Raw genomic sequence first — 24201 nt, forward strand, 5'->3', positions numbered from 1 at the left:
TGGTTGCTGCGCGGGTGCTACCTGGCGTACTGCGGCAGCCGGACGGGTTCGCCGGTGGACGGCGGGACGTTGTACGTCCGCAGCGCCTGGCTCATCACGGACCGGAATACCGGTCCGTTCGAGATGCCGTAGATATCGCCTTTGGGCCGTTGCAGGACCACTTCAACAATAAACCGCGGATCGTCCATCGGCGCCATCCCCACCATCGTCGCCGTGAAGCCGCAGAAGCCGGCGGTGCCGTCGTCGCACGGCGACTGCGAGGTGCCGGTCTTTGCCCCGACCCGGTAGCCGCCCAGTCCTGCTTCCTTGATCTGTCCCTCCGTGACGGCGCTCTCGAGGATGTCCCGCACCTGCCGGGCGGTGTCCGGGGTGACGATCTGCCGCGGAGCCTGCGCCGGCACCATTTCCTCGGAGCCGTCCGGGTTGATGTAGCTGTCGATCAGCCGCGGCTGGAGCATCACGCCGTCGTTGCCGATGGCCTGGAAGGCCCGGACTGTTTGCAGGGTGGACTGCGAGACGCCCTGGCCGAACAGGACCGTGTACTCCTGGCGGCCGTCCCATTGCTCGTGGGGGGTGAGGATGCCCGCGGCCTCGGCAGGGAGCCCGATGTCCGGGGCTTCCCCGATGCCGAACTTCTTCAGCCAGTCGTAGCGCTGCTCCTTGCTGAGCCGCTGGCCGGCCATGACGGTGCCGGTATTCATCGAGAAGCCAAGGATGCCGGCCAGGGTCCGGTCTTCGGTGCCGTGGGGGAAGGCATCGCTGAACGTCTGCCCGTCCACGGTGTACGACGGCGGGATGGTGAACTTGTCCAACGGGCTGGACTTGCCCTCCTCGATCAGGGCGGCGGCCGTGATCATCTTTTCCACCGAGCCGGGCTCATACGCCGCGGTGACGGCGCGGACGCCGCGGTCCTGCGCATCGACCTTGCCCGGGTCGTTGGGGTCCGGTGCGTTGGTGTCCGCCATCGCGATAATGTTGCCGGTCTTGATGTCCTGGACAATGACGACGCCCCACTCGGCGCTGAGTTTATCCCGCTGGCTCTGGATGGCCTGCTGGGCGAAGTACTGGAGGTCCGAGTTCAGTGTGAGCTTGATGTCCTTGCCGTTCACAGCCGGGGTCAGCTGGTCGACACCGACCGGGATGCGCAGCCCGTCCGCGCCGATTTCGAAGAGCCGTTTGCCCGCGGTTCCTTTGAGAATCTCGTCCTGGGTCTGCTCGAGGCCGGCCTGGCCGGTGGTGCCGTCCCGCAGGAACCCAACAATCCCGCCGGCCACCGAGCCGTTGGGGTAGACCCGCTTGCTGGTGCCCTCGGTGACGATGCCGGGGATTTGGAGCTTCGAGATGCGGTCCTCGACGTCCGGCTTCAGGTCCTTGGCCACGATGTAGTAGCGCTGTTCCCCCGTCAGTGCGTCCGTGAGGGTGTCCTTGTCCATTCCCAGCACTGTGGCGAGTTCGTCGATGCCCTGCTCCCGGGAGACCTTGACCAGCTCCTCCTTGCCGTCCACCGGCTCCAGCCGGCGGAACTCCTCGGTCTTGGTATTGACCGTCTGGTCGACCACCAGGTTGTAGCGGATCACGCTGCTGGCCAGGACGGTGCCGTTGGTATCCAGGATGCTTCCGCGCTCGGCAGGCAGTTCAATGGGGGTCAGCCTGTTCTGCAGGGCGGCCTCGGCCATGCCGCCGACGTCGAGGCCCTGGACCAGGAAGAGTTTTCCGCCGACGACGAGCAGGAGCGTCAGCATGACGCCGAGGCCCAGCCGCAGCCGCCGGGTCGCGCTCGGCGCTTTCGCCTTGCGTGCCTTACCGGTGTTCTGCGCCACGATGATCCCTTGCTGGTTGCCTGGCTGGTGGTCCGTTCTGCGTTACTGTCCCGGAACCTTCTGCGCGGGGGCGGGAACGGAGCCTCCGTGGAGTTCGACGGCCGGGGCGGCGGCTTCGGCGGCGGGCGGAACGGGCGCGTCCCCGGCGGTTGCGGCCGATGCTGCCTCGGCAGCGGCGGCGGCTGGCGCCGCTGCGGTATTGCGGCCCGCGAGGGGCTCCTTGACGGTGGCGGGCGGAACGACGCTGAGTTGTCCGGCCACGGCCGGGGCGGCAATGACAGCGCCGGGGGCGTCGCCCTTGACCGCGGGTTTGGCCTTGCCGGTGACGGTCAGGGTGGAGAGGTCGATCTGGCCCTTCGCGGTGGAGGCCACCATGCCCAGCTCGGTCGCTTTGGCGGCCAGGTTCTGCGGCGCATCAAAGTTCTGCACCTGCTGGGTCAGGTCCTGATTCTGCTTCGTCAGCGTGGACTGCGCGCTCCGCAGCTGCACCAGCTGGTACTGCGCGGTGGACACAGAAATGTTGAGGACCAGCACCGTCATCAGGGCTACTGCGAGGAGGCCGAAGCAGAGCACCACGAACGGGGCACGGCGCTTCTGCGGGGCTGACCGGACCAGCGAGAGCGGGGTGCGGGCTTTCCGGGAGGGACCGGGACTGATCCCGGGCAGGGCGCGGGCTGTCGCGCCTGTGGCAACGGGGAATCTGTTGACAGCGGCAGTGCTCATGCGGCCCTCCTGGCTTTGATGCGTTCCACGGCGCGGAGCCTGGCGGACGCGGCGCGTGGGTTCTCGGCGATTTCGGCGGCGGTGGGCACTTCGGTGCCCTTCGTCAGGGTTTTCAGCTCGGCCTTGTGCTCTTCGAGTTCCACGGGAAAGCCGAGCGGTGCGGAGGATTTGGATCCTGACTGGAAGAAGCCTTTGACGATCTTGTCTTCCAGCGAGTGGTAGGACATAACGACGACGCGGCCGCCGACGGCGATGGCGTTGATGGCCGCGGGGATGGCGCGTTCCAGGACGTCGAGCTCTTCGTTGACCTCGATCCGGAGGGCCTGGAAGGTGCGCTTTGCCGGGTGTCCGCCCGTCTTGGCGGCGCCGGCGGGGACAACGTCACGGATCTGTTCGACAAGCTCCCCCGTTGTCGTGAAGGGCTTCCCGGCGCGGGCGGTGACGATCCGGTTGGCGATGCGTCCGGCGAATTTCTCCTCGCCCCATTTCCGGATGATCCGGACCAGGTCCTCTTCGCTGTAGTTGTTGACGACGTCGGCGGCAGTCTGGCCGCGGCTCGTGTCCATGCGCATGTCCAGCGGGGCGTCGAAAGAGTAGGCGAAGCCGCGTTCCCGTTCGTCCAGCTGGAGCGACGAGACCCCGAGGTCCATCAGGACCCCGTGGACCTCCGCGAAGCCGAGGTCGGCAAGGATGTCGGGGATTTCGTCGTATACGGCGTGCACGAGGTCGATCCGGTCAACGAAGGGCCGGAGCCGTTCCCCCGCGAGGGCCAACGCTTCCTCGTCACGGTCGATGCCGATCAGGTGCAGGTCCGGAAATCGCTGCAGCATGGCCTCGGAGTGACCGCCCATGCCCAGGGTGGCGTCGATGACCACGGGGGTCTCGCCACGGCTGCGTGCGGCCTCGAACCCGGGGGCCAGCAAATTGATGCACCGGTCCTTGAGGACCGGTACATGACGTTCGGACGTGGGCTTCGACTGGTCAGGGTCCGTCATGCCTGCGTCCTTTCGTGGTCCGGCTGATTCCTGGAGTGCGGTTGCGGGCTGCGCGTGCCGCTTCTTGATCCAGATCCCCATCCGCGCCTACCCTGCGTCCGCCTGGCTCCGGGGAAGTGAGCCAGGAAAACGGCAGGATGGGCGGCTGGAGATCTCGGTCAAGAATCGTGCAGTGCTGCTTGGTTCTGTGGGGCCTCAGAGAATCCCCGGTATTGCGTCGTCGGTCTCCGAGAAGGCCGTTTCCTTTTCAGCGAGGTACTCATTCCAGGCCTGGGCATCCCAGATCTCCGCGCGGGTGCCTGCACCAATAACGGCGAGTTCCCGGCCGAGTCCTGCGTACTCCCGGAGCGCCGGCGGAATCGTCACGCGCCCCTGCTTGTCAGGTACCTCGTCGGAGGCTCCAGAGAGGAAGACACGGATGTAGTCACGAGCCTGCTTGCTGGAGATGGGAGCCTCCCGCATTTGCTCGTGAACCCGGCCGAATTCCGCCTCACTGAAGACGTAGATGCAGCGTTCCTGGCCCCTTGTGAGAACCAGTCCGCCGGCAAGCTCCTCGCGGAACTTCGCAGGAAGGATGATTCGACCCTTTTCGTCCAGACGCGGTGAATGTGTGCCGAGAAACACGGCCCACCGCCCGTCTGATCGTAGGAAGCCCAACGTCCCCTGTGCTGCCACTACCCTCTTACGTCCTCCACATTACTCCACATCCCTCCACAGTCAACGACACGCCGAGCGATTCGGCGTCAATTTGTGGGACCGGGGGCACCTTTTTCCCTGTAATGACTGGGAAACGGGGCGAGTGGGCCGGAGTGGAGGGCATGCGGAGGGGCCGCGGCGGACCGCGCTGCAGCGTGGGCCACGGGAGGGGCCGTGAAGGACACAGCGAGGTCCGGCGGCGCTCGTGCGGCACCGAATTCGGCGCGAACCGCGGCGCTTTAGCCCTGGCTGATCATGGTCGGCCCTGGTTTAACGACAAAAGACCCGCCGGAGCGGGTCCTTTATGCCACCGGGGTTTGCCCTGTGGTGGAAAGTGGAGATTGGACTGGAAGTCCTGTGTCGGGCGGAGCTTAGGGCTCCCCGCGGTGCCTCTCGTCCCAGCGTTCCTCAAGATTGCTCATGAACGAACTCCGGGGCTTTCCGGACTTCCGGGCCGCACCTGAGGCCTTGGCCTTCCCGGCGGCCGCACCGCGCATGGTGGCGTAATAGACCCCGGCACCCATGACCACAAAGCCCAAGACCCCGACGAAGATGTTCTGGATCGTCACGCCAAAGAGCAGGAGGACGACGCCGGCCAGGGTGGCCAGGACGCCGATCACCAGGTGGCGGGTTGACCATGAACGTCCCGCGTCCGAGCCCATCGAGCTGGCGAACTTCGGGTCGTCCTCATGCAGCTGCTTCTCAAGTTGCTCCAGCAACTTCTGTTCGTGCTCCGAGAGCGGCATCACGACCTCCTTAAGTCGGCCAACGTCCAGGCTGACGCGGCCAGTGTCCCTAAACCCACAACGTGCGGGATTCGCGCGTGGTTCCCATTCGCCGTCTTTGGCCGAGTGGAGTTCTCCACGGCCCCTTCCGGGGTGTTCAGCTGGTCCTGCATTAGCCCGAACGCTCGATCCGGTCGTTCCAAACTTACGTATAAATAAGGATAGTTTGTTGCGCCCTGTTCTGAAAGATGCCGAACGTCCCCTTGACTTCAAGAGGTGGCCGATTTTCGTCCCGGGATCAGCCCGAATTGCTCCCGGGGTCCAGGAGCCTGGCCGGCAGCACGGACTTTGTGCCAAATTTCCGGGTCACCTGGTCCAGGACCTGCTCCGCGGCGCGCCAGTTGTCGTCCCGGCGGTCAAGGCTGAGCTGCAGCGGCGCCTGTGCCGCCTCTTCCAGCTGCTCGGCGCGGATGCCCACGAGCCGCACGGTCATGGGGCGGTCGCCGATCGATTCCAGCAGCTGGACGGCGACGGCGTACAGCAGCTGCGCGCTGTCGATCGGGGTGCTGACGGTGCGGCTGCGGGTAATCGTGGAGAAGTCGGCGTAGCGCAGCTTGAGGGCAACGGTCCGGGCGTGCATGCCGGCCCCGCGGAGCCGCTCCGCCGTCCGGTGCGACAGGCGCAGCAATTCCCGGTGCAGCAGGGCCTCGTCGGCCGTGTCCACCGCAAAGGTCTCTTCCGCGCCAATGCTCTTCTCGAGCCGGACGGGGGTCACCGGGCGGGGGTCAATCCCCCACGACAGCCGGTAAACGTGTTCGCCGGAAGCTCCGAGCACCTTCCGGAGGGACGGGAGCGGGGACGCCGCGACGTCCGCGACGGTGCGGATGCCCATCCGGGACAGCACCTCCACCGTCTTGGCCCCGACCCCCCAGAGTGCGCTGACCGGAAGACTGTGCAGGTACGGGACGGTCTCTTCGGGACCGATGAGCAGGAGCCCGTTCGGCTTGCACCGGGTGGAGGCAATTTTCGCCACGAACTTGCTGGCGGCAATCCCCACGGACGCGGTGATGCCTAGTTCACTGCGGACCCGGGTGCGGATGAGTTCGCCGATCTCGCGGGGCGGGCCCAGCCGTCGGATCGCTCCCCCGACGTCGAGGAACGCCTCGTCCACGCTGAGCGGCTCCACCAGGTCGGTTATCGACCCGAAGATCTCCATAATCTGGCCGGACACCTCGTAGTACAGCTTGTGCCGGGGCTCGATGACGACGGCGGAGGGGCACATCCGCATGGCCACCACCATCGGCATGGCGGATTTGACGCCGAATCTCCGGGCTTCGTAGGAGGCGGAGAGCACGACGGACCGGTCGGCGGGGTAGCCCACGATCACGGGCCTTCCCACAAGCGCCGGACGGCTGCGCAGTTCTACGGACACAAAGAATGCGTCCATGTCCACGTGCATGATGCTGCTCCGCCGGAGCTCCCGCATTTGCGCTTCGCTGGGCCGTCGTGCTGCGCCCTGGGGAGACTGCTCCCGCTGCTGTTTATCCTGGTCCGGCCCCACAACTTCAATCCTATGCCCCGGGACTGACTAAACTGGAGGCTGAATCCGGCGTCAACACCAGGAGGAAAGTCCCTGTGAAGGTATTTGGACAGCGCAACCGTGCTGCGTTAGCCGTTGTGGCGGCGGGCACGCTGATGGCCCTGGCCGCATGCACGCCCGCCAATCCCGGCACCGCCTCCTCGGGCTCCCCGTCGGCCTCGGTTGCGCCGTCCGCGGCCGCGCCCACGACGACGGCGCCGGCCAGCCCCTCCGCTGAACCCGGTACCTCGGCCACCGTCGGCGCGATGGTTCCCGGGTTCCCGGAGGCGCTCCTGCCGGTGATGCCCGGGGCGAAGGTCGTATCAAGCAGCTTTGACAAGACCACGGAGCCCGCCACCGTGGCACTCGTCGGCAGCATCTCCGCGCCGTCGGCCGAGGTGCTCGCCTTCTACACGAAGGAACTGGAAGCCCAGGGCTTCACAGCCGTTCCGGGGGAAACCGTGGGAGCGGTGCCGTCCAAGGACTTCCTTCGCGGCGACACCGAAACGGTCAACATTTCGGTGCTCGAAAACGCCGGGACCTCCACCTTCACCATCGGCGCGAACGTCACCGCCGAGTCCGTCAAGTGACCCTCGCGGAGCAGCTGCGTCTGGAACAGGCCGCCTACGTGGCCGCCGTCGCCGGGAAGCTCACCGATTTCCTGGCCACCCGCCAGACGGTGATGTCCTCGATCTCGCCGGACATCGATCCGCTGATGGGATCGATCTCGAACCTCGTCACGGGCGGCAAACGCCTCCGGGCCCTCATGTGCTACTGGGGCTGGCGGGGCGCCGGCGGCGGGGCGGGAGCCAACGAGATCGTGACGGCCGGCTCCGCGCTGGAGCTGTTCCAGGCAGCTGCCCTCATCCACGACGACATCATCGACCGCTCCGACACGCGCAGGGGCGGCCCCAGCGTGCACCGGCGCTTCAGCGAACTGCACGAGACGCAGGGCTGGGCACTGGACAGCGAACGGTTCGGACACGCGGCCGCCATCCTGACCGGCGACCTCTGCCTGTCGTTCAGCGAGGAATCATTTACCGAGATCGGGCAGAGCGCAGCCTCGGGAAGCCAGGCACGGCTGATCTTCAACCTGATGCGGGCCGAGGTCATGGCGGGCCAGTACCTCGACATCCTCGAAGAGGTCGCCGGACCCCGCCGCGACCGGGCCGGAGCCGTCAGCCGCGCCCAGTCGATCATTCGCTTCAAGTCGGCCAAGTACTCCACTGAACATCCGCTGGCTCTGGGCGGCGCCCTGGCTGGCGCCCACGACGAGCTGCTGCGGGGCTACTCGGCATTCGCCCTCCCCCTGGGCGAGGCCTTCCAGCTCCGCGACGACGTCCTGGGGGTCTTCGGCGATCCGGTCACCACCGGCAAACCGGCGGGAGACGATCTGCGTGAAGGCAAGCGCACCGTTCTGATCGCCTTTGCCCTGGACCTGGCCAGCCCCGCCGAATCCGCGTTCATCGACGCGAAGCTGGGCAGCCCCGGACTGGACGAAGCCGACGTGGACGAAATCCGCCGCATCATCGCGGACTGCGGCGCCCTCCAGGCCACGGAAGTGCTGATCGATGAATTTGGCCGCGCAGCTTTCGCCGCACTGGACCTCCTGCCGCTGGAGGAGCTGCCCAAGACGGCGCTCCGGAAGCTGGCCGAGGCCACGGTCAGCCGCGCAGCCTGAATCGGAGTCCCGGCAACACCCCAACCCGGCAGGACCAATAATGCAGGCCCGGCACCTCAGATGTGAGGTGCCGGGCCTGCATTATTCAAGGACGGGGGCGTTGTTCGCGGCTACCAGGCCAGGGACTGCGCCCGGCGCCGGATTTCCGTCTTGCGCCCCTCCCGGAGGGCGTCGATCGGACGGCCGCGAAGGGATTCATCCGGCGTAAACAACCAGGTGATAAGTTCTTCGTCGGAATAGCCGGCGTCGGCGAGGACCACGATTGTTCCCTTGAGGCTCTCAACGGCATGGCCGTCCTGGATGAATTCCGCAGGAACGCAACGGATCCGGCGTTCACCGACCCTCAGAGCAGCCAGCGCGCGTTCGTCGAGGAGCGCATGAACCTTAGTAATCGAGACGTTCAGGAGCTGTGCGACATCGGGCAGGGGCAGCCATTCGCCCACAAGGCTTTCTACATTACTCACGGATCAAGATTGCCATGTCTGCGGGCTCTGCGCCTAGTCGGTGCCCGCCGGCTAAGTGCCGGCTGCCTCCGGCCGCACGCAGCCCCCGATCGACACTCCACAAATTCCTGTTTGCGGAAGGTCAAACAGTTCTTGTGCTAATCCCCAAATTATGAGAGATTCACATAGATCACATTTGTAACAATCATAACTTGAGTCACACTGGTAACACCAGTACTGCCGGCCAGAACCGCAGCGTTCGCCGCTGAGAAGAGGACCTTTCCCATGACGACGTCACGTTCGCCACAGCCCACTGCGCGGCCCAGCCTGCCGCTGATTGCGGCCACAACGGCAGCCCTTCCCGCCGTCGTCCTGTCTTCTTTGGCGATCGCCCAGCCGGCTGCGGCGGATTCCCGCTCCCAAGCCATCCCGGCCACGCTCGCTGCGGCCATGCAGGCACAGGCCCAGGGGCAGACCGCCCGGGCGCTGGGTTCCGCGATGATTCCCGCCGGATCCGTCCCGGCGTCCCTGCCGTCCGCCTTCCGTCCAGCAAAGGTTTCCGTCCCGGCGGAGTACACAATCGCCCGCGGCGACACGGTCAGCGGCATCGCCGGCAAGTTTGGCCTGGACACGTATGCCGTCCTGACATTGAACGGGCTGCAGGCGAACACGATCATCTACCCCGGCCAGAAGGTCAAACTGGGCGGCACGGCCACAGCACCGGACCCGGCGGCTCCCGCCACGTCCGCCGTTGCTGCGGGCGGCAGCGTCTACACCGTGAAGTCAGGCGACACGCTCGGCGCAATCGCAGCCCGCCACGGCGTCAAGCTCTCCCACGTGTTCGAGTGGAACGGGCTCAACATGGGCTCCATCATTTACCCCGGCCAGAAGATCAAGATCGGCGGCGGCACCGAAGCTCCTGCCCCGGCTGGCCCCGCCCCGGTGGCGCCGGCGGCGACCCCGGCTCCCGCCCCCGCGTCAGGTTCCTACACCATCAAGGCCGGCGACACCCTCTCGGGCATCGCCGCCAGGAACGGCGTCAGGCTCGCCGACATCCTGTCCGCCAACCGCCTGACGATGAGCAGCATCATCTACCCGGGCCAGAAGCTGGCGCTTTCGGGCGCATCCATCGCACCGGCCTCCACTCCGCCCGCTGCCACCGTCACGCCGCTCGTCCCGAGCACCTTCCTCGGCTACACATACCCGGCCGCCGTCGTTAGCTCCGCCAACCGGAACAAGGCCCTGCTGAACGCCTCGCCGGTGCCCAGCCGTGAGCAGATGAAGAACATCGTCGCGGACACGGCGCGCCGCATGGGGGTCGACCCGGCCCTCGCCCTGGCCTTCGCGCTCCAGGAATCAGGCTTCGACCACCGCTCCGTCTCCCCAGCCAACGCGATCGGCACCATGCAGGTCATCCCATCCTCGGGGGAGTGGGCGTCGGACCTCGTGGGACGCCAGCTGAACCTGTTGGACCCTTACGACAACGTAACGGCCGGCGTCGCGATCATCCGCCAGCTGCTCCGCACCAGCGAGGGCCTGGACAACGCCATCGCGGGCTACTACCAGGGCCAGTACTCGGTCAGCCAGTACGGCATGTATGACGACACCAAGCTCTACGTGGAGTCCATCAAGGCCCACCGGAAGAACTTCGGCTAAGAATCCAGAGCAGCCACGGCCGCGGCGTTACCCGCCCCTGCCGCGCCCGGAGGATAACGATACGGGCCCGGATCGCATGTTGATTCGGGCCCGTTTCCGTGCAGCGATTAGGATCGTATAGTGCAGGATTACTCGTCGGACCCTCTCGTTGGCACCCTGGTGGATGGCCGGTACCTGATTCAGTCCAGGCTCGCCAGCGGCGGCATGTCCACTGTTTACGTGGCCACCGACCGCAGGCTGGAGCGGGATGTTGCCCTGAAGGTGCTGCACCCCCACATGGCCGGCGACCCGCAGTTCCTCGACCGGCTGGGCCGCGAGGCAAAGGCCGCCGCCCGCCTGTCGCACCCGCACGTCGTGGGGGTGCTTGACCAGGGCGAGGACGACCGGGTGGCCTACCTGGTCATGGAATACATCAAGGGCCACACCCTGCGCGATGTCCTCAAGGACAAGGGCGCCCTTCCCCCGCGCCTGGCCCTGGCCCTGATCGACCCCGTGGTCGAAGGCCTGGGGGCTGCCCATGAAGCCGGCCTCATCCACCGGGACATCAAACCCGAGAACGTGCTGATCGCCGACGACGGTCGGATCAAGCTGGGTGACTTCGGGCTGGCCCGGGCCATTTCGACGTCGACCAGTACCGGCGCCTTGATCGGCACCGTGGCATACCTCTCCCCCGAACTCGTGCTGGGCCGGCAGGCCGATGCGCGCAGTGACATCTATTCGGTCGGGATCATGCTCTATGAGATGATCACCGGCCGGCAGCCGTTCGACGGCGAGGTCCCCATCCAGGTCGCCTACCAGCACGTCAACTCGTCCGTTGGTGCCCCCTCCGTGTTGGTGCCGGGGCTCGCCGCCGAGATCGACGAACTCGTGCAGTGGTGCACGGCCAACGACCCCGACAAACGCCCCGTCGACGGGTACGCGCTGCTTTCCGAACTCCGCCACATCCGGAGGAACCTCAGCGACGCCGAACTCGACCTGCAGCCCCCTGCTGCGCGTCCGGCCCTGCCGGCAGTGCCGCCCCCGCCCGGTCCGCCGGCCCGACGCCCCGGCGGTTCCCCGGATCCGCAATCCGGCAACGGCGCCACCGAAGTCATCGGCGGACGCCAGCAGCCCACCGAATTCATCGTCCGCGGCAGCAATCCGACCACCGTGATGTCCGCGGCCCCGCGGCACCCCGGCTACGGCCCCCTGTCCGCCCCCGACGACGTGCCCTACGCAGCCAACTACGACGACGGAGGCGGTCCGCCAGGTCCTGCCGGCAAGCGGGCGCAGCGCAAACACGACCGTGACGAGGAGAAAGCGCGCCAGCGGGCCGCCGCCACGCCGGTCCGCAGCCTGCGCGAGGGCGACCCCCGGCGGCGTGGGCTGCTCTGGATACTTGTTCTCGTCATCGCTGCGCTGCTGGCCGGCGGGGCAGGCTGGTTCTTCGGCATGGGGCCGGGCTCCCCCGGCACGATCCCGGAACTCGCGAACAAGACCGTGGCGGAGGCCCAGCAGCTGCTCCGCACGGCCGGATTCCAGTCCACCACCAGGGATGTCTTCCACGACGACGTCGCCCCCGGGCTGGTGGTGGGATCTGAACCCGCCGCCGGCGAAGTTATCCGAAAGTTCCAGCCCGTGTCCCTCGCGGTCTCCAAGGGCCCCGAGCTGTTCCCCCTGCCGGAGCTGGTCGGGAAGTCCCTGGACGAGGCCAAGACCTCCCTTAACGGCGCGGGCATGGCCCTGGGACAGATCTCTGAAACCTTTGACGAATCCGCACCCGCCGGCACCGTCCTGGCGCAGGCGCCGCGCAGCGGCAATCCGGTCCGGCACGGCACGCCGGTGGACCTCATCGTCTCCAAGGGCCCGCAGCCCATTCCGGTGCCGGACGTGCGGGGCCAGGAGCAGGGGGAGGCGGTCAAGGCCATCGAAGCCGCCGGCCTGAAGGCCGTGATCTCGCCCGAAACCGTCTTTCACCGGACCGTGCCCAAGGGAGCCGTGGTGGCGCAGGATCCGGCCTCCGGAAACCTCACCCGGGGCAGCACCGTCACCCTGACCGTTTCCAAGGGGCCCAGGCTCGTCGACGTTCCGAGCTTCATCGGCAAACAGGTCGAAGAAGCCGAAGCAGCCCTCAAGCAGCTGGGGTTCGAAGTCCGGGTGAACGAAATCCTGGGCGGTTTCTTTGGCACCGTCCGGGACCAGGACCCCGTAAACAAGAAGGTTCCGGAGGGCTCCGTCGTCACCCTGACGGTGGTCTGACCGGGCCGGCTCGGCTCGGCTTTAAACAGGCTCCATTAAGAAAGCTCCGCCCGGCTGAAACCAGCCGGGCGGAGCTTTCTCAAGCTGGGACCGTTTTAGCGCTTGGCCAGGGCCCCGGCCACCAGGAAGGCCATCTCGAGGGACTGCATGTGGTTCAGGCGTGGGTCGCAGACCGATTCGTAGCGGTCCAGGAATGACTCCTGGTCCACCGGATCGGCCCCTCCGAGGCACTCGGCCACGTCGTCGCCGGTCATTTCGACGTGCAGCCCGCCGGGGACCGTGCCGAGCGAGTGGTGGACCTCGAAGAAGCCGCGCACCTCATCAATGACGTCGTCGAAGTTGCGGGTCTTGTAGCCGTTCGGCGAGGTGACCGTGTTGCCGTGCATCGGGTCGGTGACCCAGAGGACCTGGGCGCCGGACGCGGTCACCCGCTCCACGATCGGGGGCAGCTTCTCGCGGATGTTGCCGGCGCCCATCCGGGTGATGAAGGTCAGGCGGCCGGGTTCGCGGTCCGGGTCCAGCTTGTCGATCAGGCGCAGCGCGTCGTCGCCGCTGGTGCCCGGCCCCAGCTTCACCCCAATCGGGTTGCGGACCCGCGAGAGGAAGTCCACGTGGGCGTGGTCCAGTTCGCGGGTGCGCTCACCGATCCAGAGGAAGTGCGCCGAGGTGTCATACGGGAAGCCCGTGCGGGAATCGATGCGGGTCAGGGCCCGCTCGTAGTCGAGGAGCAGCGCTTCGTGGCTGGCGTAGAACTCCACGCGCTTGAGGGCCTCGAAGTCCGCGCCGCAGGAAGACATGAACTTGATGGCACGGTCGATGTCACGCGCCAGCGATTCGTAGCGTGCGTGGGCGGGGTTTTCGGTGAAGCCCTTGTTCCACTGGTGCACCAGCCGAAGGTCCGCGAAGCCGCCCTGGGTGAACGCCCGGATCAGGTTCAGGGTGGAGGCGGAGGTGTGGTAGGCCTTCAGCATCCGGCCAGCGTCGTGCGCGCGGGATTCCGGCGTGAAGTCGTAGCCGTTGACGATGTCGCCGCGGTAGGCCGGCAGGGTGACGCCCTCACGGGTCTCATCGTTGGAGGAACGCGGCTTCGCGAACTGCCCGGCCATCCGGCCCATTTTGATCACCGGCATCGCGGCGCCGTAAGTGAGGACCACCGCCATCTGCAGGATGGTGCGGACGCGGGCACTGATCTTGTCCGCCGTGGCGGCCTCGAACGTTTCCGCGCAGTCGCCGCCCTGAAGCAGGAAGGCCTTGCCCTGTGCCGCTGCGGCGAGGCGTTCGCGCAGGATGTCCACTTCGCCCGCGAACACGAGCGGCGGGAGGACGGAGAGTTCCTTAACGGAGGCTTCGAAGACGGACTTGTCCGACCAGTTCGGCTGCTGGGAGGCAGGCAGATCCCGCCAGTGGTCCAGGCCGGGATAGTTGGCGGCACCGCTCTGGGCGGTGCTGGTCAGGGCAGAGCCCGCCACGGGCGAGCCGCTCAAGGAACTGTTCAGGGGGGAGGCCGAAGGCGCAGATAGCTCAGTCACACTCTAAGGATAGTTGCCTCCGCGGCGATCGTCGGACCCGGGCCGTCATTGACTGCGCTGGTACCGTCACACGCTCCGGTCACGCGTTCCCCGTGGTCGCCGGTCCGGTGCCGGCGGCGCCGTCCTCCGGCACCCCGGTGGCTTTCCCGGCGAGCCGGAGCTTGACGACGGCGGCGTACTCGTCGACGTATTCCTGGCCGGAGAGCCTCATGAGCTCGTACATGATCTCATCTGTCACGGACCGCTGGATCAGCCGGTCATCCTCCATGCCGTAGTACCGGCTAAAGTCCAGTGGTTCGCCGAAGATCATGCCGATGCGCCGGATGTTGGGCATCCGCTTGCCGATCGGCTGGACCTTGTCCGTGCCGATCATCGCGACCGGGATCACCGGGACGCGGGCCTGCAGGGCCAGCCGCGCCACCCCCACCTTGCCGCGGTACAGCCGGGAATCAGGGCTGCGGGTGCCTTCCGGGTAGATGCCCAGCAGCGAGCCGTTCTTCAGCACGTCCATGCCGGCATTGAGTGAGAGGGCGGATGCCGCACCGCCGGAGCGGTCCATCGGCAGCTGGTTGGTCAGCCGGAAGAAGGCGGCCGTCAGCCTGCCCTTGATCCCCTTTCCGGTGAAGTACTCCGATTTCGCGAGGAACACAACGGGGCGGGGCACCATCAGCGGCATGAAGATGGAGTCGGAAAAGGAGAGATGGTTGGAGGCCAGGATGGCTGCGCCTTGGGCGGGGACGTTGTCCAGGCCCTTGACCCAGGGCCTGAAAAGCGTCTTCAGGACGGGCCCGAGAACGAACGTCTTCATGAACCAATAAAACACGTGGTGAACCTCTCCGGAAGGCGTTCGGCCGGCCCTCCATCGGACCCGGCCGGCACTTCAATGACACCCTACTCTAGTGAGTTTTGTCCGGAACAGTGACACGATGGGCTCATGACCGGAAGCAGCACTCCCCTGGCGCCCGCAGCGTTCAGTTATCCCGGCCACGGCGCCACCGCGGGCATCGGCGTGGCCATCTGCCACGGCTTCACCGGCAGCCCCCTGAGCGTCCTGCCCTGGGCGGAGCATCTGGCCCGTCAGGGCTTCGCGGTGTCCGTGCCGCTGCTGCCGGGGCATGGCACGGACTGGCGCGATCTGGCCCGCCACGGCTGGCAGGACTGGTACCAGGCCTTCGAGGACGCCTATCTGGAACTCTCCGCCCGGACCGGGCACTGCTACGTGGCAGGGCTTTCCATGGGCGGGACCATCGCCCTGCGCACGGCGGCGCACCACCGTGTCACCGGAGTTGCCGTCGTCAACCCGGGACTGAGCTTCTACGACCGCAGGGTGCGCTACATCGGCCTGCTCAAGCACATCAAGCGCACCACCGTCCCGGTACAGGAACCGCATCCGACGGCGTCCGCCACCGAGGACGGCGACTACTCGCTCACCCCTTTGGAAGCCGTCCACCAGCTGAGCAGGCTCTTCAAGGCCGCGCGGCGCGAACTGCCCGCCGTCGCCGCTCCGGCCCTCGTCTTCCAGTCCGCGACCGACATCGTGGTCCCGCCCTCCTCCGTCGAGCTGCTGCGGAAAGGACTGGGGTCGCGGGAGCTGGAGCTGGTCAGTTTGCCGGACAGCGGGCATGTGGCGACGCTCGACGTCGACGCCCCGCTGATTTTCGAACAGTCCGTTCAGTTCTTCCTCCGCCATGCCGCCGCCTCCGCACGGTCCGCGGCGGTAACCGACCAACCCGCCACCAGCCCCCCGGAGACCCGATGACCATCCCCCCGGACCACACACCGTTCTGCAGCCCGTTCACCGGAACCGGTTTCCGCACCGGCGTCGTAATCTCGCACGGCTTCACAGGCAGCCCGCACGGCGTCAGGGACTGGGCCTGGTCACTGGCCGATGCCGGCTTCGCCGTGCGGGCACCGCTGCTGCCCGGGCACGGTACCAGCTGGCAGGATTTGGCCCGGACACACTGGCGGGACTGGCACGCGGCGCTCGACGCTGCCTACCTTGAACTCGCTGCGGACTGTGAGCAGGTCGTCGTGGCCGGGCTGTCGATGGGCGGGGCACTGGCGCTGCGGATTGCCGCCACGCGTCCGGTGGCCGGGGCCGTGGTGGTGAACCCCGGCCTTGTCATTGACGATCCCAGGGCACCGCTGGCGGGAATCCTGAAATTCGTGGTCAAGAGCACCCCGGCGATCGCCAACGACATCCTCAAAGAGGGCATCGACGAGGGGGCCTACCCCCGGACGCCGGTCGCCGCGGCCCACGAGCTCAACAAGATGTTCAAGGACACCGTGCGGCTGCTCCCCCGGATTACCGCCCCGGTGCGGGTGTACCGTTCCGCGGTGGACCACGTGGTCTCCGAGTCGAGCATGGTGGCCCTGCGCCGGGGACTGGCCCACGCCCCGCTGGAGGTGATCCGGCTGGAAAACAGCTACCACGTGGCTACGATGGACAACGACGCGCCCGAAATCTTCCGCGGCACGGCCGAATTTATCCGGTCGCTGGGTGCGGAAGGCGGCCCGGACGCCGCCCACGCTAGCCAAAAGGACACGGCAGATGACTAGACCGGACCCGGACTCCGCGGATTCCAGCGCCAACCAGGACGACGCCGTCTGGCTGGATCTGGTCGCGCGACTGGAAGGCAGGGACACGGACGCGGAGGCGGGCCCCGGGACCCCCGAAGCCCGGGACGACCGGGACAGCGATGACGAACCGGGGCTCCCGGAAGCATCCGGCGCGGACCGTTCGGCTAGTGAAGGCGCCGGCGCCGGCGCGCCACGGCCTTTCAGCGACTTCGACCCGCTAGGCCTTTCCGTTGGCGTGCCGATTGAGCTGTCCGCCGAGGAGCGGGGGGCGCAGAGCCGGGCGGACGGGGGCCCCTCGGCGGGAGCGGGCGCCGATCGTCCTGGGGATGCCCCGGGGCCTCGGGACTACGAGGGCTCGGACGATGACCCGCTGGGTCCGGGCGACTTCGTGCCGGAGGAACCGCCCAGCCTCGCCGGAACAGACCCGCTGACGATGCTGGCTTGGCTGGGGGCCGTGGGTGGCCCCGTGGCGCTCCTGATCTCCGCGATGTTCTGGCGCTCCGCCCCGCTGCTGGCCATCCTCGGAATGGTGGCCGCCTTCGCGGCGTCGGTGGTCTTCCTGATCATGAAGCTGCCGGGGGAAAAGGACGAACACGACGACGGCGCACGCATCTGACCGGGCCGGACCCCGTTCCGGCGGTGCCCGCTGTGCCGGCGCGCCGGCCGGGCCGGTGTCCGGCTAGCTGTGCATGCGGCTGCTGACCCGGGACAGGTCCGCCGCGCCGATCAGGCCCGCGTTCGGGCCCAGCGCCGCCAGCTCGATGTCCGCTGCCGGCCGGAACCCGCGTCCCGTCAGGTTCCGGGCGAACGCCTTCCGGGCCGGGCCGACCAGCAGCTCGCCGGCGTCGCAGAGTCCGCCGCCAATCACGAACTTGCCCGGATCCAGCGCGGCGGCGAGGTTGGCCAGGCCCAGCCCGAGCCACTCCCCGACGTCCTCCAGCAGCTCGCGGGAAGTCGGGTCACCGGCTTTGGCCAATTCCGTGACGATCACTCCGGTGATGCGCTCCGCGTGGCCGTCCACCGCTTTGAGCAGTTCCTGGGCCACCGGGGAGTTGGCGGCGGCGAGTTCCCGGGCTTCCCGGCCGAGCGCGTTGCCGGACGCGTACTGCTCCCAGCAGCCCCGGTTGCCGCACTCGCAGCGGTGGCCGCCTGGCATGATGATCTGATGGCCGAATTCCCCGGCCACACCGAAGCGCCCGCGTTCCAGCCGGCCGTCCATCACCATGGCACCGCCAATCCCGGTGCCGAGGGTAATGCAGACCAGTCGGTTCTGGCCCTGCCCGGCACCGAAGCGCCACTCCGCCCAGCCGGCCGCATCGGCGTCGTTGGTCAGCAGCACGGGCCGGCGGAGCAACCGCTGCAGGTTGTCCCGGAGCGGCTCGTTGCGCCAGGCAAGATGCGGGCTGAACAGCACGGTCCCGCCGTCGAGGTCCATCCAGCCGGCCGCGCCGATCCCGACCGACCAGATCCGGTGGCCTTGGCCTAATTCCTCGACCAGTTCGACAATCACTTGTTCGACCGCACGGGGGTCGTTGCCGGGGGTGGACCGCTTGGCCTGTGCGAGGATCCTGCCCTCCGCGTCGACCACACCGGCCGCAACCTTGGTGCCGCCGATGTCCACGCCGATGGCGAGTCCTTTCCGGCCCAGCCGCAGGTGCTCACGGAAACCCTGGCCGGCCGGTGCGGCGGCTGCGCCCGCCAGCGTCCTGCGCCGCCAGGCGGCCGTCCTGCGGTACGGGCCGGGCTGCTGTCCGGGTGTAGGTGTGTGCATGGTTCCCTATCCTATTCGCCGGAGCGGCCGGGCAGCGGCCGCATCACCGCTCCCGCCGGCACCGGGGGTTACCAAACCGTAAGGTTACCCACCAGTAGATGTGGCGTAACACACATGCCTAGGACCGCATACTAGTGTTAGTCGTACCCCTCGCGGGTCATGGATATCAAAGGAGCTAATGTGCGAGAAATCAGTGTCCCGCCCCTGGTCACCGTCCCCCCGGAAACGAACGTCACCGACCTGGTGCTGCGCCAGGCCGCGAAGGCCTCCAATCCGGCTTTGTTCTCCCGCCTCGACGCGGCCGGACAATGGCAGGACGTCCGGGCCACCGACTTCCTCGCCGACGTATCCCTGCTCGCCAAGGGCCTGATGGCCAGCGGCGTGGCAGCCGGCGACCGGGTGGGCATCATGTCGCGCACACGGTATGAGTGGGCCCTCATCGACTTTGCCATCTGGTTCGCCGGTGCCGTCTCCGTGCCGATCTACGAGACTTCTTCCCCCTCCCAGGTCGCCTGGAACCTGGGGGACTCCGGCGCCGTCGCCGCGTTCGGCGAGTCCGCCCACCATGAAAATGTCATCCGGCAGGCCGCCACCTCCGAAGGTCTCACCGCCCTGGCCCACGTCTGGCAGCTCGAAGGGTCCGGGTTGGACGAGGTCCGTGCCGCCGGCGCGGCCGTCACCGACGAGGAACTCGAGGCACGGCGCAGCCTTGCTTCCCTCGGCGACCTCGCCACCATCATCTACACCTCGGGCACCACTGGTAGGCCCAAGGGCTGCGAGCTGACCCACGGCAATTTCGTGGAACTCTCCGAAAACGCGCTCGCCACCTCGCTGAACAAGATCGTCCACGAGCAGGCCCGGACCATCATGTTCCTGCCCTTGGCCCACGTGTTCGCGCGCTTCATCTCGGTGCTCGCGGTCGCCGCCGGCGTCACCGTGGCGCACACTCCGGACATCAAGAACCTCCTGCCGGACCTGCAGAGCTACAAGCCGACCTTCATCCTCGCGGTGCCGCGGGTCTTCGAAAAGGTCTACAACTCGGCACTGACCAAGGCCGAGGACGGTGGCAAGGGCGCCATCTTCCACCGCGCCGCGGACACCGCCATCGAATTCTCCCGCGCCCGCCAGGCCGGCAAGATCGGCCTGGGCCTCAAGCTCAAGCACACCCTCTTCGACAAGCTCGTCTACAGCAAGCTCCGCGCGGCCATGGGCGGCGAGGTGGCCCACGCCGTCTCCGGCGGCGGCCCGCTGGGCGAGCGGCTAGGTCACTTCTTCCAGGGCATCGGCATGCAGATCCTGGAAGGCTACGGGCTGACCGAGACCACGGCCCCCGTCACCGTGAACACCCCGGATCTGATCAAGATCGGCACCGTCGGCGCCCCGATTCCCGGCAATGCCGTGAAAATCGCCGAAGACGGCGAGATCCTCGCCAAGGGCGTGTGCGTGATGCGCGGGTACTACAAGCGTGAAGACCTCTCCGGCGAGTCCTTTGTCGATGGCTGGTTCCGCACCGGCGATATTGGCCAGCTCGATGAGCAGGGCTTCCTGACCATCACCGGGCGCAAGAAGGAAATCATTGTCACAGCCAGCGGCAAGAACGTGGTGCCGGCCCTCCTGGAGGACCAGATCCGTGCCGACGCGCTCGTCTCCCAGGTGCTGGTGGTTGGTGACAACCGACCCTTCATCGGCGCCCTGGTCACCCTCGACGAGGAGGCCCTGCCCGGCTGGCTGCACCGGCACGGGCTGCCCGCCTCGACCACCCTTGCCGAGGCCACGGACAACCCGGTGGTCAAGGCCGCTGTGCAGGAACTCATCAACGGCGCCAACCAGTCGGTGTCCCAGGCCGAGGCCATCAAGTCCTTCCGGATCGTGCCCGCCGATTTCACCGAAGCCTCCGGGCACCTCACGCCGTCGATGAAGGTCAAGCGCGCCCAGGTGATGAAGGACTTCGAGAACGTCATCGAGGAAATGTACGGCACCCCGCGTCCCGCCCAGGTCTAGGCGGCGCAGCCACAAGTAGGAGGGTCCTTCCTGCCTCTCGGCCGGAAGGACCCTCATTTGGTCTCGCGCGGTGGTGTCGGGCGTTGCGGTGCGGTTACTCGACGACCAGCAGCAGGTCGCCGCCCTGGACCTGCTCGATCGCTCCGACGGCGAGGCGCGAGACCGTGCCGTCGACCGGCGTCGTGATGGACGCCTCCATCTTCATGGCCTCGATCGTGGCGACGGTGTCGCCGGCCTTGACCGCCTCGCCGGCCTTGACGGTCAGGGTGACGGCGCCGGCGAACGGTGCGGCCACCTGGCCGGGCTGGGAGGTGTCGGCACGTTCGGCGGCCTTGACGTTGCTGACCACGGAACGGTCCCGGACCACTACGGGGCGGGACTGTCCGTTGAGCGTGCACATCACGGTGCGCATGCCCTTCTCGTCCGGCTCGGAGACCGCTTCGAGGGAGGCGATCAGGCGGACTCCCTTCTCCAGCTCGATCTCGTGCTCGGCGCCGCGCTGCAGCCCGAAGAGGTAGTCGCGGGTGTCCAGCACCGAGAGGTTGCCGTAGGACTCCACACTCTTCTGGTAGTCCTTGGTGGGACCGGCGAAGAGCAGCCGGTTGAGGGTCTGCTGCACGGTCTTGGAATCGGACGCCAGGGCGGCGCTGTCCTCGGCGCTGAGCTCGACGTCGCGGACCTTGACGGTGCGGCCCTGCAGCGCCTTGGTGCGGAACGGCTCCGGCCAGCCTCCGGGAGGATCGCCCAGTTCACCGGAGAGGAAGCCGATCACGGAATCCGGGATGTCGTATTTCTGCGGGTTCTCGTTGAAGTCCGCGGGGTCGGCGTTGAGTCCCACGAGGTGCAGGGCCAGGTCACCTACGACCTTGGAGGACGGGGTGACCTTCACGAGCCGGCCGAGGATCCGGTCAGCCGCGGTGTACATGTCCTCGATGGCCTCGAACCGCTCCCCGAGGCCCAGCGCGATCGCCTGCTGGCGCAGGTTGGAGAGCTGTCCGCCGGGGATTTCGTGCTGGTACACGCGCCCGGTGGGGCCCGGGAGGCCGGATTCGAACGGTGCATAGACGCGGCGGACGGCCTCCCAGTACGGTTCCAGGGCGCACACGTTCGCCAGGCTCAGCCCGGTGTCGCGGGGCGTGTGGGCCAGGGCCGCCACCAGCGCAGAGGCTGAGGGCTGGCTGGTGGTGCCGGCGAGCGAGGCGGAGGCTACGTCCACGGCGTCCACTCCGGCGTCGACCGCTGCCAGCAGGGTGGCCAGCTGGCCGCCGGCGGTGTCGTGGGTGTGCAGGTGGACCGGGAGGTCGAAGCGCTCGCGCAGGGCGGTCACGAGGCGGGCCGCGGCGGCGGGGCGCAGGAGCCCGGCCATATCCTTGATCGCCAGGATGTGCGCGCCGGCGTCGACGATCTTCTGCGCCAGCTCCAGGTAGTAGTCCAGGGTGTACAGCGTCTCGTCCGGGTCCAGCATGTCTGCGGTGTAGCACAGGGCCACCTCCGCGACGGCCGTGCCGGTCCCGCGGACGGCGCGGATGGCCGGGGCCATCTGGTTGACGTCGTTGAGCGCATCGAAGATGCGGAAGATATCGATGCCGGTGGCGGCGGCCTCGTTGACGAAGGCCACCGTGACCTCTTCCGGGTAGGGGGTGTAGCCGACCGTGTTGCGGCCGCGGAGGAGCATCTGCAGGCAGACGTTCGGCAGCGCCTTGCGCAGGGCCGCGAGCCGATCCCAGGGGTCCTCGCCCAGGAAGCGCAGGGCCACATCGTAGGTGGCGCCGCCCCAGGCCTCGACGGAGAGCAGTTCCGGCAGGAGTTTGGACACGGCCGGGCCCGCAGCGACGAGGTCGCGGGTACGGACGCGGGTGGCGAGCAGCGACTGGTGGGCGTCGCGGAACGTGGTGTCCGTGACGGCGACCGCGTCCTGCGTGCGCAGGGCCTTCGCGAACCCATCCGGGCCCAGCTCCAGCAGCCGCTGGCGGGAGCCCTGCCGGGCGGGCGCGTCGTCGAGGGAAGGGAGCTTGGCGGCGGGATCGCTGTGGACCGTGAGCTCGCCGTTGGGCTTGTTCACGGTGACGTCGGCGAGCCAGGTCAGGAGCTTGGTGCCGCGGTCCGCGGAGACCCGGGCCTTGAGCAGTTCGGGGCGTTCGTCAATGAAGGACGTGGCCACGTTGCCGGCGATGAAGTCCGGATCGTCCAGGACAGCCTGCAGGAACGAGATGTTAGTGGAGACCCCGCGGATGCGGAACTCGGCGAGGGCCCTGCGTGCCCGGGCCACGGCGGCCGGGTACTCGCGGCCGCGGCAGGTCAGCTTGACCAGCATCGAGTCGAAGTGCGGGCTGATTTCGGCACCGGAGTAGACGGTGCCGCCGTCGAGCCTGACACCGGCTCCGCCGGCTGAACGGTAGCCGGTGATCTTGCCGACGTCGGGCCGGAAGCCGTTGGCGGGGTCCTCCGTGGTGATTCGGCACTGCAGGGCGGCACCCTTGAGCTGGACCGTCTCCTGGGAGAGGCCAAGGTCCGCGAGCGTCTCTCCGGCAGCGATGCGCAGCTGTGCCTGGACGAGGTCGACGTCGGTGACTTCCTCGGTGACCGTGTGCTCTACCTGGATCCGCGGGTTCATTTCGATGAAGACGTGCTGGCCGGCGCGCTCCCCGACGGTGTCGACAAGGAATTCCACGGTTCCGGCGTTGACGTAGTTCAGCGCCTTGGCGAACTTCACGGCGTCGCGGTACAGCGCCTGCCGGATGCCTTCGTCGAGGTTCGGCGCCGGGGCGATCTCGATGACCTTCTGGTGGCGGCGCTGGATGGAGCAGTCGCGCTCGAAGAGGTGCATGACGTTGCCCTCGGCATCGGCCAGGATCTGGACCTCGATGTGTCGGGGGCGCAGCACGGCCTGCTCCAGAAACATAGTCGGGTCGCCGAACGCTGCGTCGGCTTCGCGCATGGCAGCCTGCAGCGCTTCCGGAAGGGCGTCGCGGGTGTCGACGCGGCGCATGCCGCGCCCGCCGCCGCCGGCGACGGCCTTGGCGAAGATGGGGAAGCCGATGACGTCGGCGGCTGCGATGAGTTCGTCCAGGTCCTTGGAGGGCTGGCTGGACTTCAGGACCGGGACGCCGGCTTTGCGGGCTGCCTCGAGCGCGGCGACCTTGTTGCCTGCCAGTTCCAGGACCTCGGCGGGCGGCCCCACAAAGGTGATGCCGGCCGCCGCCGCGGCCCGGGCCAGGCGCGGGTTCTCGGAGAGGAAACCGTAGCCGGGGTAGATGGCGTCGGCCCCGGATTCCTTGGCCACGCGCACCACCTCGTCGACGTCGAGGTAGGCCCGGACGGGGTGGCCCTCCTCACCGATCAGATAGGCCTCGTCGGCCTTCTGGCGGTGGATTGAGTTGCGGTCCTCGTTGGGGAAGACGGCGACAGTCTTGGCACCGAGTTCGTAGCCGGCGCGGAAGGCACGGATCGCGATTTCGCCGCGATTGGCCACCAGAATCTTCGAAAACATACTTCTCCTGCATCATCGCGGGTGTATCGGTAATTGGTCACAGTGTCTAAGACGTGCACGGACAAACACAAATTATTGTGTCGACCGTCACAGCGACGCGCGTCACGTGTGCCGGATTAGGCAAGTACATCAGGACAGTACATCCGGCAGGGCGGGTCCCGGCCCTGCCTGAAGCTTATCTTTCATCTGCCGCCCCGGCACCAGATGAGGCAGGTTTAGGCAGGGCGGCAACATATGATGAGGTGGTGGGTGGCGCATGCACGCCCCGGCTCCG

At 67.6% G+C, this 24201-nt stretch carries 19 protein-coding genes; 8 read left to right on the plus strand and 11 right to left on the minus strand.

All coding sequences use genetic code 11. The features are described from left to right. Nucleotides 1-17: 17 nt before the first annotated feature. The 6 genes from ABIC21_RS03480 to dinB all read right to left on the minus strand — a co-directional run bounded on the left by ABIC21_RS03480 (nt 18) and on the right by dinB (nt 6520). Nucleotides 18-1820 (minus strand): peptidoglycan D,D-transpeptidase FtsI family protein, encoded by a 1803-nt coding sequence (locus tag ABIC21_RS03480; RefSeq protein ID WP_354349016.1) that lies wholly within the window; start codon nt 1818-1820, stop codon nt 18-20. Between the two features lie 42 nt (nt 1821-1862). Continuing rightward, nucleotides 1863-2543, minus strand: a complete 681-nt coding sequence (gene ftsL / locus ABIC21_RS03485; RefSeq protein ID WP_354349017.1) for a cell division protein FtsL — start codon at nt 2541-2543, stop codon at nt 1863-1865. Continuing rightward, a complete protein-coding gene (rsmH, locus tag ABIC21_RS03490) occupies nt 2540-3538 on the minus strand; it encodes a 16S rRNA (cytosine(1402)-N(4))-methyltransferase RsmH (RefSeq protein WP_354349018.1) in 999 nt (332 codons plus the stop codon). Before rsmH ends, ftsL begins: the two co-directional genes overlap by 4 nt. Nucleotides 3539-3733: 195 nt before the next feature. Further along, nucleotides 3734-4162, minus strand: coding sequence for a division/cell wall cluster transcriptional repressor MraZ (gene mraZ / locus ABIC21_RS03495; protein WP_160666519.1), 429 nt, complete (start codon nt 4160-4162; stop codon nt 3734-3736). Nucleotides 4163-4605: 443 nt separating this feature from the next. Beyond that, complete coding sequence (locus tag ABIC21_RS03500; protein ID WP_282383623.1) at nt 4606-4980, minus strand: SCO2097 family morphological protein; 375 nt, start codon at nt 4978-4980, stop codon at nt 4606-4608. A 277-nt stretch (nt 4981-5257) separates the two neighbouring features. Further along, nucleotides 5258-6520, minus strand: a complete 1263-nt coding sequence (dinB, locus tag ABIC21_RS03505; protein WP_502935948.1) for a DNA polymerase IV — start codon at nt 6518-6520, stop codon at nt 5258-5260. Nucleotides 6521-6594: 74 nt separating this feature from the next. Here dinB and ABIC21_RS03510 point away from each other — a divergent pair, with 74 nt between their 5' ends. Further along, complete coding sequence (locus ABIC21_RS03510) at nt 6595-7128, plus strand: hypothetical protein (protein WP_354349019.1); 534 nt, start codon at nt 6595-6597, stop codon at nt 7126-7128. Continuing rightward, entirely contained in the window at nt 7125-8219 is a 1095-nt protein-coding gene (locus tag ABIC21_RS03515) for a polyprenyl synthetase family protein (RefSeq protein ID WP_354349020.1), read from the plus strand. Before ABIC21_RS03510 ends, ABIC21_RS03515 begins: the two co-directional genes overlap by 4 nt. A gap of 110 nt (nt 8220-8329) precedes the next feature. Here the strand turns inward: ABIC21_RS03515 and ABIC21_RS03520 are convergent, their stop codons facing one another. Continuing rightward, nucleotides 8330-8683 (minus strand): Rv2175c family DNA-binding protein, encoded by a 354-nt coding sequence (locus ABIC21_RS03520; RefSeq protein WP_024367566.1) that lies wholly within the window; start codon nt 8681-8683, stop codon nt 8330-8332. Nucleotides 8684-8947: 264 nt separating this feature from the next. Between ABIC21_RS03520 and ABIC21_RS03525 the strand changes: the two genes are divergently transcribed. Together ABIC21_RS03525 and ABIC21_RS03530 are read left to right on the plus strand one after the other, a co-directional pair. Further along, nucleotides 8948-10318 (plus strand): LysM peptidoglycan-binding domain-containing protein, encoded by a 1371-nt coding sequence (locus tag ABIC21_RS03525; protein ID WP_354349021.1) that lies wholly within the window; start codon nt 8948-8950, stop codon nt 10316-10318. A gap of 120 nt (nt 10319-10438) precedes the next feature. Further along, entirely contained in the window at nt 10439-12556 is a 2118-nt protein-coding gene (locus ABIC21_RS03530; RefSeq protein WP_502935949.1) for a Stk1 family PASTA domain-containing Ser/Thr kinase, read from the plus strand. A gap of 95 nt (nt 12557-12651) precedes the next feature. Here ABIC21_RS03530 and ABIC21_RS03535 read toward each other — a convergent pair whose 3' ends face one another. Further along, the gene (locus ABIC21_RS03535) at nt 12652-14040 is read right to left on the minus strand and encodes a class II 3-deoxy-7-phosphoheptulonate synthase (protein ID WP_502935952.1); all 1389 of its coding nucleotides are present in this window, start codon (nt 14038-14040) and stop codon (nt 12652-12654) included. Between the two features lie 124 nt (nt 14041-14164). Continuing rightward, a complete protein-coding gene (locus ABIC21_RS03540; RefSeq protein WP_354349022.1) occupies nt 14165-14908 on the minus strand; it encodes a lysophospholipid acyltransferase family protein in 744 nt (247 codons plus the stop codon). Nucleotides 14909-15019: 111 nt separating this feature from the next. On the opposite strand from ABIC21_RS03540, the gene ABIC21_RS03545 reads away from it, so the two are divergent. Genes ABIC21_RS03545 through ABIC21_RS03555 form a run of 3 tightly spaced genes read left to right on the plus strand, consistent with a single transcriptional unit; the run spans nt 15020 to nt 17281 of the window. Next, on the plus strand, nt 15020-15844 hold the full coding sequence (locus tag ABIC21_RS03545; protein ID WP_354349023.1) for an alpha/beta hydrolase: 825 nt from the start codon (nt 15020-15022) through the stop codon (nt 15842-15844). Beyond that, nucleotides 15841-16644, plus strand: coding sequence for an alpha/beta hydrolase (locus ABIC21_RS03550; RefSeq protein WP_354349024.1), 804 nt, complete (start codon nt 15841-15843; stop codon nt 16642-16644). Before ABIC21_RS03545 ends, ABIC21_RS03550 begins: the two co-directional genes overlap by 4 nt. Next, a complete protein-coding gene (locus ABIC21_RS03555) occupies nt 16637-17281 on the plus strand; it encodes a hypothetical protein (protein WP_354349025.1) in 645 nt (214 codons plus the stop codon). Before ABIC21_RS03550 ends, ABIC21_RS03555 begins: the two co-directional genes overlap by 8 nt. Before the next feature lie 63 nt (nt 17282-17344). Here the strand turns inward: ABIC21_RS03555 and ABIC21_RS03560 are convergent, their stop codons facing one another. After that, the gene (locus ABIC21_RS03560; RefSeq protein ID WP_354349026.1) at nt 17345-18436 is read right to left on the minus strand and encodes an ROK family glucokinase; all 1092 of its coding nucleotides are present in this window, start codon (nt 18434-18436) and stop codon (nt 17345-17347) included. Nucleotides 18437-18616: 180 nt separating this feature from the next. On the opposite strand from ABIC21_RS03560, the gene ABIC21_RS03565 reads away from it, so the two are divergent. Further along, on the plus strand, nt 18617-20437 hold the full coding sequence (locus ABIC21_RS03565; protein WP_354349027.1) for an AMP-dependent synthetase/ligase: 1821 nt from the start codon (nt 18617-18619) through the stop codon (nt 20435-20437). Between the two features lie 94 nt (nt 20438-20531). On the opposite strand, the gene ABIC21_RS03570 is transcribed toward ABIC21_RS03565, so the two are convergent. Continuing rightward, nucleotides 20532-23927 (minus strand): pyruvate carboxylase, encoded by a 3396-nt coding sequence (locus ABIC21_RS03570; protein ID WP_354349028.1) that lies wholly within the window; start codon nt 23925-23927, stop codon nt 20532-20534. Nucleotides 23928-24201: the final 274 nt, after the last annotated feature.

Source organism: Pseudarthrobacter sp. PvP090 (assembly GCF_040547365.1).
Taxonomy (GTDB): Bacteria; Actinomycetota; Actinomycetes; order Actinomycetales; family Micrococcaceae; genus Arthrobacter.